Source organism: Rhodococcus sp. IEGM 1379 (genome assembly GCF_030056815.1).
GTDB lineage: Bacteria > Actinomycetota > Actinomycetes > Mycobacteriales > Mycobacteriaceae > Rhodococcus_F.
The window spans coordinates 1-12742 of record NZ_JASHKR010000110.1 but is presented as its reverse complement, the minus strand read 5'-3'; the positions used below and the strand labels follow the sequence as shown (position 1 = coordinate 12742).

The 12742-nt window shown below is 60.6% G+C and carries 12 protein-coding genes; 5 read left to right on the top strand and 7 right to left on the bottom strand.

Annotated elements, in window-relative coordinates:
• Window positions 1–596: 596 nt before the first annotated feature.
• Complete coding sequence (locus tag QM600_RS27220; protein ID WP_283264883.1) at window positions 597–1328, top strand: class I SAM-dependent methyltransferase; 732 nt, start codon at window positions 597–599, stop codon at window positions 1326–1328.
• 267 nt (window positions 1329–1595) lie between these two features.
• Here QM600_RS27220 and QM600_RS27215 read toward each other — a convergent pair whose 3' ends face one another.
• Window positions 1596–2627, bottom strand: a complete 1032-nt coding sequence (locus QM600_RS27215; RefSeq protein ID WP_283264882.1) for an SgcJ/EcaC family oxidoreductase — start codon at window positions 2625–2627, stop codon at window positions 1596–1598.
• A gap of 64 nt (window positions 2628–2691) precedes the next feature.
• Here QM600_RS27215 and QM600_RS27210 point away from each other — a divergent pair, with 64 nt between their 5' ends.
• Entirely contained in the window at window positions 2692–3138 is a 447-nt protein-coding gene (locus QM600_RS27210) for a MerR family transcriptional regulator (protein ID WP_283264881.1), read from the top strand.
• A gap of 175 nt (window positions 3139–3313) precedes the next feature.
• Here QM600_RS27210 and QM600_RS27205 read toward each other — a convergent pair whose 3' ends face one another.
• Entirely contained in the window at window positions 3314–4321 is a 1008-nt protein-coding gene (locus QM600_RS27205) for an aldo/keto reductase (protein ID WP_283264880.1), read from the bottom strand.
• Between the two features lie 84 nt (window positions 4322–4405).
• Between QM600_RS27205 and QM600_RS27200 the strand changes: the two genes are divergently transcribed.
• Complete coding sequence (locus tag QM600_RS27200; protein WP_283264879.1) at window positions 4406–5305, top strand: AraC family transcriptional regulator; 900 nt, start codon at window positions 4406–4408, stop codon at window positions 5303–5305.
• 591 nt (window positions 5306–5896) lie between these two features.
• Window positions 5897–6535 (top strand): hypothetical protein, encoded by a 639-nt coding sequence (locus tag QM600_RS27195; RefSeq protein WP_283264878.1) that lies wholly within the window; start codon window positions 5897–5899, stop codon window positions 6533–6535.
• 43 nt (window positions 6536–6578) lie between these two features.
• Here the strand turns inward: QM600_RS27195 and QM600_RS27190 are convergent, their stop codons facing one another.
• Window positions 6579–7082 (bottom strand): MarR family winged helix-turn-helix transcriptional regulator, encoded by a 504-nt coding sequence (locus QM600_RS27190; protein ID WP_283264877.1) that lies wholly within the window; start codon window positions 7080–7082, stop codon window positions 6579–6581.
• Between the two features lie 222 nt (window positions 7083–7304).
• Here QM600_RS27190 and QM600_RS27185 point away from each other — a divergent pair, with 222 nt between their 5' ends.
• Window positions 7305–8252 (top strand): NAD(P)/FAD-dependent oxidoreductase, encoded by a 948-nt coding sequence (locus QM600_RS27185; protein WP_283264876.1) that lies wholly within the window; start codon window positions 7305–7307, stop codon window positions 8250–8252.
• Window positions 8253–8342: 90 nt separating this feature from the next.
• Here the strand turns inward: QM600_RS27185 and dprE1 are convergent, their stop codons facing one another.
• The 4 genes from dprE1 to QM600_RS27165 form a co-directional block, all read right to left on the bottom strand.
• Window positions 8343–9797, bottom strand: a complete 1455-nt coding sequence (gene dprE1 / locus QM600_RS27180) for a decaprenylphosphoryl-beta-D-ribose oxidase (RefSeq protein ID WP_283264875.1) — start codon at window positions 9795–9797, stop codon at window positions 8343–8345.
• Window positions 9798–9824: 27 nt separating this feature from the next.
• On the bottom strand, window positions 9825–10208 hold the full coding sequence (locus QM600_RS27175) for a VOC family protein (RefSeq protein WP_283264874.1): 384 nt from the start codon (window positions 10206–10208) through the stop codon (window positions 9825–9827).
• A 139-nt stretch (window positions 10209–10347) separates the two neighbouring features.
• Window positions 10348–11130 (bottom strand): hypothetical protein, encoded by a 783-nt coding sequence (locus QM600_RS27170; RefSeq protein ID WP_283264873.1) that lies wholly within the window; start codon window positions 11128–11130, stop codon window positions 10348–10350.
• A gap of 35 nt (window positions 11131–11165) precedes the next feature.
• A complete protein-coding gene (locus tag QM600_RS27165; RefSeq protein ID WP_283264872.1) occupies window positions 11166–12080 on the bottom strand; it encodes a TolB family protein in 915 nt (304 codons plus the stop codon).
• Window positions 12081–12742 lie beyond the last annotated feature (662 nt).

The window sequence follows — 12742 nt, the reverse complement described above, 5'->3', positions numbered from 1 at the left end:
GCATGAGCTTGTCGCCCTCGACGCCGCCTGCGCGGATCTCGTCGGCGAACTGAGAAATGTTGTCTAGAACCTGTCCCATGATTTCCGGCCTCCACTGATAGCCACAACACTGACTGACTCACAGAGTAGAACATGTTCTAGAAAATTGGGGAAGTGGAACGGCCCCAAAAGTTTTCCCTATGCATTCACCCACCTCTGCAGAACAGTGACGACCGTGTGGCCCGTCTGGAGCCGGCGACAGTTGCAGATGCCTCGACGGCCATCGGTCTCTGCTGCCCGGCCCACGGGCGAGTCGCTTGCCCTCACAGACTGCCGGTGACGTTCACACGTAAAGTTCAGCCGATCCAACTCCAGTGCAGCCAGTCGCTGGTAGCTATTTACCGCGACCCATAGCGATTGCTCCCTAACGGATTTTTATCAGAACGTGCTCTAATTGGCCGGTGAACACATTCGCACAACTCTGGTGGCCGCTCTACCCGCGGCCCTGAACTGTGCACCTTCCGGCCGCCTCACGCGCGGCTGACGATCCTCACCTGTACGACAGGCATCCATCCCGGTTGACGCAATGAGGTGGCCTCATACCGAGAGGACCACCCATGACCTTCGACAACAACCCACGCATCAACGGAATCGGCGACATGCTGATCAGCTCCCGCTCCTTCGACGAATACCGGGCGATGTTCACCCTCACCGACAACGATCTATCCCGCCGGATCCTCGACTGCCCCGGCGGCGGTGCCGGGTTCACCAGCGAAGTAAGCCGCCTCGGCGGCGATGTAACCGCCTGCGACGTAGCCTATTTCGACAACAGTGCGGACGATCTTGCCGTCATTGCGACGTCCGAAACGGATCGGGGGAACCGCCATGTCCGCAAACATGCGGAGCAGTACGCATGGACGTTCTTCACCGATCCCGACGAACACCAGCGCAGCAGACATCACGCCGCCCAACAGTTCGCAACTCATATTCGCCGACACCCCGAACGCTACGTCCCCGGACGATTGCCGTCGTTGCCGTTCACTGACGGCAGCTTCGATCTGGCACTCAGCTCCCACCTGCTGTTCAGTTACACCGAGCGCCTCGACCACACCTTCCATCTCGACGCGATAACCGAACTGATGCGCGCCACCTCCGGTGAGCTACGCATCTTTCCGCTGGTCGCCCTGGGATCGTCAGAGCCCTACCCACGACTCGTCGAACTGCTCGCCGACCTACACGCCCGCAACATCGTCGGCCGCGCAGTGAAAGTCGACTACGAATTCCAACGAGGCGCCGACCACATGCTGGTGTGCCACCACAGCCTATCCGGCACCGTCGTGACCACATAGCGGCTGACAAGCGCCCCCTACGTGTCGCGTATTCGTCTCGAGCTATTCGTGGCCGGATGCCCCACGGCGATATCACAAGCGGGGGCCGACACCAGACAGTCCGACCTGGCGGAGTGTTCGTCACGGAATCGATTGTTCTGCAACAAATTTCAGATGCTACATCGATCTCGGGGAGGTGCAGCGAAACAGCCGGTGCACCCCTGACCGCACTTGCCCACTGCTGAGTTCGCCGATAACAAACACGCTCAAGCCACTCCGACAGTGCGGCTACGGCTTGTCTCGGATCGGCGTGTTCTGCCCAGCTGCAAGCCACCACTGCCCGTCGCGGCGCACGAGTACGTACAGGGCCATCTCCGAGAAGTCGGCACCACCGGGCGGTGCGTCCGCTAAGTGCAGCCGGCGAATGTGGACGAGCACCAGGTCGGAAGAGGCTGCGGACGTCTGCACCACCTCATAGCGGGACGTCGCAACGACAGGGGTATCCATCATCGAACGGTGGATGGCGTTCAGCGGCGCGTAACCGGTGAGAACCCGACCGTGGGGGCTTCCCCACAGCACGTCCTGGGCGAACATCCTGTCGTAGAGATCGGCGTCACCGGCATCGAGGCCGGTCTGCAAACTGTCGAGTAGTTCTCGAACCGCGTCATCGGCGCTGCCCGCACCGGCCTGCCGGTGCAGTATCGGTCGTTGCCCGGTCGGCCGGTCCTCAGCGGCAGGGCGCAACGGCCGCAGCGCCGAAGCCCACCGCAGCAGCGAGTCGAACATACGGGTACGCATACCCTCCTGACGTTCCCGAGGTGCGAGGTGCCCTTCCTCGTCGAAGTCATCGAACACGTTGAGCGCGACGGCCGCCCCGACGCCGGCGAGCCCGAGTTCGGCGGTGATCCCGCGTAGGTGTTCGACTGCGCGGACACCGCCGTCGACGCCGTAGCCGACGAAGGCGACCGCCTTGTCGTTCCATTCGCGGTACAGGTGGTCCAGGGCATTTTTCAAGGCGGCACTGGTGGAATGGTTGTACTCCGGCGAGACAAGCACATATGCGTCGAAGCCGTCGATCAGTTCCGCCCACGCCCGGGTGTGCGGCAAGGTGTAGCCACCGAACGCAGGTGAGTTCGGCTCCGCCAGCGTGGGCAGAGCAACCTCGTCAAGATCGAGAAGGGACAGCTCCGCGCCCTCCGGTGCAGCGGCGCACACCCACTCGGCCACAGCCCGCGCCCGTCGATTGGGCCGCCTACTTCCGGCGATCACCGCCACGCGCAGCACATGCCCCGAGGGAGTCGCAGATTTCGTTGTCGTCATGACCCTAACCCTGAGGGTTGAACATATGTTGAAGTCAAGACATGTCTGTGGCAAATTCGGGGCCATGACTGCTTCCGTGGCATACCTTGGCGCAACACCTCTGCCAGCTGTTCTCACCGTGAGTGACGTGGCCATCGAGAGCGGAGTAGCACCATCGGCGGTGCGCTTCTACGAGAGGTACGGCGTCGTCACCGCAGTCCGTACCAGCAGCAACCAGCGACGCTTCGATGACTCCGCTGCATGCCGGATCAAGGTTGCCAAGCTCGCCCAGCGCATCGGGCTGACGGTGCGCGAGATCGCCGCGGTATTCGCCGATCTGCCCACCGACCCGGGTCCGGCCGACTGGGGCCGCATCGCCGACATCCTCATCACAGAAGCCGAAACCCGCACCGCGAACCTGCGAGCACAACTGTCTTCGATGGGATCAGGGGCCAAACTCTGCGAGATCACCGACCAGGTCGACGAACAAGGACACACACCGCCCCCAAGACCGATAAGACCCACCACATAAGCAACATATTCTGCGAATCGCGCAACGTGAGACATCCACGCTGTCGCCGGCGCCAGTCCACTGCAATCCACACTTCGGAACCACAACCAGGCGCCGCCCTATGACCGCATCGGTCGCATGCCTGCACCTATTTCGACGACCCTTACAAGCCACAAGGTCCGCGGTAGAAGACGTGTCACCACTGCGGCAGCATCGCTGCGGGATAGCGCGCTCCCGCAGCTCCGTGCGGCAGAATCTCGTCGACCGCACGAAGTTCATCTGCACTCAGCGTGATCGTCGCGGCTGCGACGTTCTCCTCGACCCTCGCCTGACGTCGGGTACCTGGAATCGGCACGATGTCAGCGCCCTGGGCAAGTAGCCACGCGAGGGCCAGCTGACTGACCGTCCACCCCTTTGTATCGGCGATGTCCCTCAACTTCCGGACCGCATTGACATTGTGCTCGTAATTGCCAGGCTGCCACCGTTCGTCGCTGCGACGCATGTCGTTGAGGGGATACTCGGCCGCAGGCTTGATCTGATCGGTCAACAGGCCTCGCCCGAGAGGTGAGTACGCCACGAAACCGATGCCCAATTCACGCAGGACCGGCAACACCTCCACCTCGACTGCGCGCTCGAAGATCGAATACTCGGTCTGAAGCACCGAGACCGGGTGCACCGTGTGTGCGCGGCGGATGGTGTTCGGTCCCGCTTCGCTCAACCCGAAGAAGCGCACCTTGCCAGCCTCCACGAGTTCACCGACTGTTCCGGCGACCTCCTCGATGGGAACGGCCGGGTCCACTCGGTGCTGGTACAGCACGTCGATGTGGTCGGTGCCGAGGTAGCCGAGGCTGTTCTCGACCACTTGTACGATGCGTTCGGGTTTGCTGTTGAGGCTTCCGTCGAATTTCGACGGGTCGGTGAAGTCGTATCCGAACTTGGTGGCCACCAGTACCTCGTCACGGAAGTCCTGGATAGCTCGTCCGACGAGCCTTTCGTTGCTGCCGGTGCCCATTCCGTATAGCTCGGCGGTGTCTATCATCGTCACGCCGAGTTCGTGGGCGCGCCGAATAGCGTCGATCCCGCCGCTCTCGTCGGCGTCGCCGTAGGCCATGGTCATGCCCATCGTGCCCAATCCGATGGCAGAACTGACGAGTCCATGCGAGCCCAGCTCGCGGCGGGGGAATTCATTGCCTCTTCCTGTCATACTCGGCAGCGTAAAGGCGTAAAGCCCGATTCCGCATCGGCACCCGACGTCATAAAGTTGCTCGATCCTCTCGAGGGAGTGCGTGTGCTCGACCACCTAACCGACGCCGTTGTGCGCCACACACCGCATGGGTGGTCGGTCACCGATGTCCCTCGGCTCCGCCTGATCGCCGCCGACGGCCCCGGCGTTCCGGTCGACCTCGTCTACGAGCCGATGATCTGCTTCGTGACGTCGGGGTCGAAGAGAGTCGACTTCGGCGCGCGGCATGTCCTCGCCGGAAGTGGGCAGATGATGTTCAACGCGCTCGCCGTACCCGTCCTGGCGAGCTTTCGCGAGACCCCCTACCGGGCTGCGATTCTGCATCTCGACCCCGAACCTCTCGCAGCACTGTTACTGGAGCTCGACAGCGCCGAATCACGGTCGCCTGCGACGATCGCCCCAGCAGATGGGCAGATGACCTGCGCGATGCCCCCGCAGGTAGTCGACGCCGTGACACGGTGGGTTCAGCTGCTGGACACACCCGAAGACATCCCGATACTCGCCCACCGCGCAGAAACCGAAATCCTGTACCGATTGCTGCGCGGCCCGCTCGGACCATCGCTACGAGGATTTGTCGCCTCCAATTCCGCACAGACACGGATACGAACCGCCGCCGACTGGATCTGCACTCACTACGATCAACCCCTGCGCGTCGACGCCATCGCCGCCGTCGCCCACATGAGTGTCCCCACACTTCACCGGCAGTTTCGAGCGGCAACGGGAATGAGTCCGATCGCATTCCAGAAGCAACTCCGCCTACAGCATGCGCGTCGACTCCTCTTGAACGACGGCGCGAACGCGGCCCAAGTAGCGCGGGCCGTCGGCTACTCGACGCCCAATCAGTTCAACCGAGAATACCGGCGGTCATACGGCAGTCCACCACTTCAGGACGCTCTGCGGCTGCGACGCCAATGGAACACAGCGGAGCCCTCGACGAACGCGTGATCGACGGAGCCTGACCCTCGGATCCTCGGGAACGAGCCGACAGCCTGGACATCCCCCACCTGGCGGGTTGCCGGACTCCGTATACGAAGACAACCTCCTCCGTCCCCTCACTCCTCACTTTTTGCCGGGCGGGCATAGCGACATGGCAAGACGCAACGCTATGTTCCTACGAGCAGAGTTGGTGCACGGCGATACTCCGGTCGACGAACTGTGGAGAGTTCAGAACTCATGTCGCATGCTTCCGGCCAAATAGCTTGCTAGGTAGGCATCCCGCACGACTGTGGCAACTGTTCGTGCCATCGAAGGCTCCGGTTGGGTAGCAGATGAAGGCGGACAACGGTTCTCGATCGCTTCCGGCGAGGCAGTGTTGTGGAGCCCAGGCGAGATGCACGAGTCGGGTTCGGATGACGGAATACTCGTCGCCATAACGCAAAGCAGCACCCCCTTGCGCGCGTGGAACAAGAAATCTATTGACCACATCGAGTGCCACGCAGCGATCTCGTCGAATCGCTCGAATGAAGCCGCGTAGCGCGCACTCTCGCCGACGCGCTACCGTGCCCTTAACCTCAAACAACCACAGATCCGGACAACATGACCGCATCGACTGAACCGACACCCGACGACGTGGTATCCGCAGCGAAAACCTTGCATGCACTCGCCGCGATACCCGACACCTCGACACTGTGGTCAAATACCGCGGAACCAACACAATGGACCGCGGCGCACACCATCGAGCACATCAGCGATGCACTGCTCTTCTACAGCGGCCAAGTAGCAAGACGAGCCAACTGCCGGCTACCAGTTCTACGAGACGGTCGTGATGCCACCGCATCCGAACATCTCGACAATGTGCTCTCGGCCGCACTCGTACTCGCGGCACTGCTCCGCGACCTCGGCGACGAACGTGCGTTCCACCCCAGCGGAACAGCCGACGCCGCAGGGTGGGCAGGCATGGCCATAACGGAAATACTGGTCCACGGCACCGACACAGCTCGCGCCGTGGGCGTGCGATTGGATCTTCCCGAAAATGTATGTGCAAGAACAGTATCGCGAGTGTTTCCTTGGATCGATCCGACTATGGCCGCCGCGGCCGAGCTCCTTCTGGCCGTCACCGGCAGAACCTCCGTCAAAGGCATCCACTCCGATCCCGATTGGTGGTGGCAATCAGCCCCACTCGCCGAATGGAACGGCCTCCCAGCACGGCGCGACGTCAAACCTGGCTGGAGCTGACACTTCTACGCCGGCCAACTAACAACCCTCCCGACACCGAACGTCAGGAAGACCCTTCGAGCCCGGATTCCATCACTTCAGCGAGACGGTCCAACGCATCGAGAATATCGGCCCGTGCCTCGCCGAGTCCGGAAAAAAGCTTGCCGTGGGCGTCGAGTTCGCGAGGGAAAATCTGATCAATTGCGGCCTTTCCCGACTCGGTCATCAGGATCAGCGCCGAACGCCGATCCGAAGGATTCTGGACACGCGCAATGAGATCGCGTTTCTCGAGTTTGGCTAGCGCCTTGCTCACACCGGCGCGGGACATACTCAGGAGTTCTGCGAGCCGGATCGCGGTTACCTGCTCCTCCGCATATCGCAGGGGGACGAGCAGTTCCACTTCTGCGACGCTCAGTTCTGCATCAGCATAGATAGGCTCGACTGCCAGCTCGAGCAGCCCTGTGATGCGCTTGAGTTGAGCGACGATCTCCATTGCCGAGGTGTCGAGATCAGGGTTGATGCTATCCCAGAGCATGCAGGTGCGCTCTCTGAGTGAGAGTTCGGACATCGCCACCAACTTTTGTTAACTAGTAAACAATCTGATACTTTTTCAGCCTAGCTCATTTCGCAGGCCACACCGCTTTCGCACAGTGTCAGCCGGAGCGGACGCCAATGGCATAAACCAGCACCATCACGCTTCGGTTCGCCCTTCGAGTGACCGCTTCAGCGGGAAGCTTTGTCTCATAATTGCGTTGCCACACAAACGAACACAGATACCAACAGGGGAACCATGAACAAGTACGACGCAGTGCTCATCGGCGGCAGCGCCGCCGGATTAAGCGCGGCAACCGTCTTGACCCGAGCACTCCGCACAGTGCTCGTGATCGATACCGGCGAACCCCGAAACGCCCCCGCGGCGCATCTACACGGATTCTTGTCCCGAGACGGGATGACACCAGATGCACTACTTGCAGCAGGACGCGACGAAGTCCTCTCTTACGGCGGCGAAATACTGCAGCGCAGAGTCGCGAATCTGGCCCGAGGAACTGACAATGACAGTTTCGTCGTGCACTGCGACGACGGAACCGTCATCGAGACAAGGACTGTCCTGGTAGCGACGGGTCTGCGCGATGAATTACCCGACATCGTAGGAGTGCGTGAGCAGTGGGGTATCGGCGTACTGCACTGCCCGTACTGCCACGGATACGAAGTTCGGAACACTGCGATTGCCGTACTCGGTGGGGACAATCGACCGTTCACGATGCACCAGGCACAGCTGATCCGGCAGTGGTCAGGCGATGTGACGTTCTTCCCGAATCAGATCGTTCTCGACGATGTGGAGCGAGAGCGGTTGACGGCCCGCGGAATTCGCATTGTCGAAGGCGATGTCGCACAGGTCGTGGCGAAAGACGGACGGGTGTCGGGGATCGAACTTGCCGACGGTCGGGTCGAGAGCCGAGAGATTGTTTTCGTCGGGCCGAGTTTCACGCCGAACGACGAATTGCTGACGGGACTGGGGTGCACCGTCGGCGAGAACGGCTGGGTTACCGTGGATCCCGCCGGAGGAACCAGCATTCCCGGCGTGTGGGCTGCGGGCAATGTCGTCGATTCGCCTGCTCAGTTGATCACAGCCGCCGGCGCCGGCTCCAAGGCTGCGATCGCGCTCAATCACTACCTGCTCGCGCAGGACGTGGACCGTGCTGTCGCAGAAACGACCATCGCCTTCGGTAGCCGCTAGCGACTACTTCGATAGTCCATTTTCGCCGATGCGCGTGTCCCCCGGCATCAGCCTGCGGTCACGACCAGCCCTTTCGACCAACCTCGTCGATCACACCAGTTCGAGCCTCCGGGCCATGTCAGATACGAACACACCCGTCGGATCCACGGATCGGCGGGTCTTGATCCACTCGTCGATCCGCGGATACATCGTATGGAACGTCTCAGCCGTCGCACGCGAATCCTTCGCGGTATAAAGCCGGCCGCCGAACTCGAGAACACGCCGGTCCAACGCAGTCACGAACTCACCCAACCCCGCCTTGATCGGGAAGTCGAAGGCCACGTTCCAGCCGGCCATCGGAAAACTCAACGGCGCGGGATTACCCTCACCGAACAGCTTGAAGACGTTCAGTGCAGAGTAGTGGCCGGACGTCTGGATATCGCGGATGATCTTCTTGAATTCCTCGACCGCTTCCACCGGTAGTACGAACTGGTACTGCAGGAAGCCCTTTGATCCGTAGGCGCGGTTCCATTCACCGATCAAGTCCAGTGGGTGGTAGAACTGCGTCAAATTCTGGACCTTGCCGGTGTAGTTCCCACCGGTACGGTAGTAGAACTCTCCGATCGCGGTGGCAGAGAGCTTGTTCATCAGCCCGTTGGGGAAGATGTCGGGTGTCGTGAAAAGTTGTGGTGCGTCGAATTTCAGGGGATTCTTCTGCAACTTTTTCGGAAGTTGATCGACAGTGGCGAGCGAGCCCCGGGTGATAGAGGCTCGGCCTAGCTTCGGCGGTGCGCTGACCGCGTCAAACCATGCACTGGAATAGGTGAAGTTCGATTCGCTTCCATCGCTGTGGAATTCGATTGTTTCGTCGAGACTTGCCGTGAGCGTCCCGTCGTTGACGAAGAACGCGGTCTCCGTCGGTGTCATCTCGAGGGTGACGCGAAGGATGATGCCGGTCAGTCCGACGCCGCCGACAGTGGCCCAGAACAGTTTCGACGTTGAGCCCTTTGGTTTCAGCGTCCGGATCGTGCCGTCGGCGGTGAGTAGATCCATCGAACGGACGTGGTTTCCGAAGCTTCCTTCGGTGTGATGGTTCTTGCCGTGGATATCGCAGGCGATGGCGCCGCCGATGGTGACCTGACGTGTTCCGGGAAGGACCGGTACCCACAATCCGAAAGGCAAGGCGGCGCGCATCAGTTGGTCGAGGGAGACGCCGGCGTCGAGGTCGACGAGGCACGTGCCGGCGTCGATCTTGTGAATGCGGCGAAATGCTGTCATGTCGATGACCAGACCGCCGGTGTTCTGGGCATTGTCTCCGTATGAGCGGCCCAGACCGCGGGCGATGACCCCGCGCCGTAGGTGCGCGGGTTTGTCGGCGTTGTCCTCGGCCACTCGGGCTACCGCTGTGGCGATCAACTCGATGTCGGCAGTGGTCATCACCTGTGAGGTGCTGCGGGCGGTCCTACCCCATCCGGTGAGACTTCTGGACGTGGTCGGGAATAGTTCAGTAGCGTTGTCGGACACAGAATCCGAGGCTACATGTCGCAGGAATCGGGTGCCTGTCATTCTCGAAACACTTCTTCCCCACTGATCTCATCCTCCGATTTTTGCGAAGTTCTGAGGAAGGCATAGGCAGAATGGATGGCCCGCGGGATCGAGGAGTACGCGGCATCGCTCGGGCGCGAACTGTTCGGACGCGATTCGAGCTCCAAGCCGGACGGCCTCGGCCTCCCCGGCATCCAGATCTGCTACGACGAGGTCGAAGTGGATCTGTTTCGGCACCGCACTTGCGGGCCAGGACGGTTCGCGGTGATCTGGCACGCGCATCATCGTCAGCATGCCTTGCGGGATCTTCACGGCAACGAACTTCTCACTGGAGTAGGTGATTTCTCCGTCGAGCAAGTCACGCCAGAACGCAGCCAGAGTTGACGGATCGTCACAGTCGAGTGTTATCGAACCCAGATGCGCAACGGCCATACACGGGAGGCTACCCGGCGCAAGGACAGCGGATAGCAAAAAACGAATAATACCGTCGATAACCCGAGTCCGGGAGGCTGGCACATCGTGTCGATATCGCTGTGTTGCAACGACCTCTGGACTCCACCCCCTTTTGAACCTACCGCGGCACCGGTACCTCGGAGGTCGTTCGCGGACTTGTCACAGGTGTTAAGTGCGATACGGTCGAACTGGATCCGGCGACTTCCGAGGTGGTCACAGATGCCGAGGAAGGTACACTCGAACTCGGCGACTTCGACACTCCCGCAACAGGAGTGCTTCCTGGGACAACCTTTCCACGGTACGGAATACCATTCGCGATTGATTCACGCATCTCCCTGACAGCCTGCGGTTCATCCTTGAAGGCGCCTCGGGACTGAGGATTCGACGTCATCGTCTCGGCGTCGGCGGCGCTGAGAGACTCACTTCCGACCTCGGGGACGATCCAGTAATAGTTGTCGGCGACAATGTATTTTGCAGAGAAAATGTAGGTGACTCCTGCCTCCAACAGGGGATCGTTCCCGAAAGTTCTCAGTACCCGGGTCACGGGGTCGTATCCCGCTTGTTGATTAACTATCACCTCGGATGGAAATTCGCCCTTGAGAGACTCGAAAACCGACACCCTGAACTGCGTTGTCGGGGTCGTCCTCCCCTCCATCGAAGTTTCAAGCTCCCGAGTGCCGACCTGCTCTTCGACCGTACCCACGAAGATCGAGTCCTTCGCCCCGGCCAACTCCCGCTGATTGTGAATGTCGTATGCCCACAGGGCCTCCGAGCTTAGGGTGGTGAAGATCGTCTCGGAGGCTTCGACGTCCGTGCACTCCGGTGAACCACACCCGGAAATCGCGAAAGCGGATGCGAGCGCAGCAATGAGAGCCGCACCCTTTCTCATTTCAACCCTCATTGTCGCGGCCTTTATCCAGCCTCTGTCATTCGGCGCTACTCATATCCACCCCAGCTCGGGGCCTGAGCAATCAATGATTTGGAAGTCAATGGACGTGATTCGCTACCGTCGGCATTCATGACGCGAATTCCGGCGAGGACGCGGGGCTCTTTCACAAAATGGCTGTACACGATCTTCGAACCATCCGGCGAATACTTCGCCCCGACATCATATTCCGTCGTGAGAGGTCGAATATCGTAGCCATCGGCTGTCATCACGTAAGTCTCGGACTGGTCATTCCCGCCGCGGTTACTCGAGAACACAATCATTGATCCGTCGGGGGAGTATGCAGGGTCGGAGTTCCAGAACTGATCCCGCAAGATCTGGAACCACCCGGTACCGTCGGCCGAAAACCCTGCGATGTAACCGTTTTCGTTGAAAATGATCTTCGTTCCATCCGGGGAGAACACCGGGTAGGACCTACTCGGTGTGCTGTGGTCCCCGTTGTCTTCCGGGGAGAGTTGTTGCCGGTCGGAGCCATCGGCGTTCATCAGGCATATCCCGCCGACACAACCGAACACAATCTTCGAACCGTCTGGTGAAAAGCTGGGTGAACCGCCGCGGTCGGCGATCGTTTTCTGCTCGGTTCCGTCGACGTTCATCACCGCGATTCCCGATCCTCTCGAAAATGCGATCATGCTTCCGTCCACGGACACCGCGGGATTTGAAGCGTATGCAGTTCGGTCGTCGTCGGCAATCGTCGCGGTGAGCTGGCGAAGGCCGCTCCCGTCCGGCTTGATCGTGTAGATCGAACCGTCACCATCGGCGAACGCAATGATCTCCGACGCCACACCCTGTTCCAATTCGGGACTCGTGCAAGCGCCGACCGCCAGAATGACGAGAAACCCGACGGCAAGGAATTTCGACCTCGATGCTCGAAACCACACGCCATTTCCACCCAGTGCCATCATCCGACCGCCGCTCCCCCGCCCTTGGAACCAGGAAACCGGTCCGCTACCGCGAGTGTGCCAGGTACGAAGGCCGATCACGCCCGAAGGCGTGGTGTGTGAGGACGGACACTCCAACCGAACTATTCGGACGGCACCGCAGATCAATGATGATCACGAACAGGGACAGCGACACTAAGGTTTCCCCATGCCACGACTGATTCACCTGAACGGACCATCGGGCATCGGAAGATCGACAATCGCCCAGATGTACGCCGGCCGACATCCCGGAGTACTCAACCTCGACACCGACCCGAGGCGATAGCACTCCGGCGTGGATAGAACTGCTTGAGCAGCGGATCGTGTTACCCGACGGAGGCTGGGGGCTTACCTACGGGAGGATCGCGCTACAGGCCTGGCGGCCCGGCACCGCAGGGCGGCCACAGATCCGCCCAACTGGCAGCGTCAACGCGCACCATTCCCACACGCAGGCTCTAGACACTTCCGTATCCTGCGTGTCACTACTAGCTAGTGCAAAGACACGACGGAGGCTTTGTGAAATCCATGAACCGGGCTGGATCGGGTGAGCCTGTACTGCTGCTGCACGGATACACCTTGTCCCACCATTCATGGGCACTGTCACGTTAATCGAAAAGGATAGCGGCACATCTAGTTTGGGACAGGTT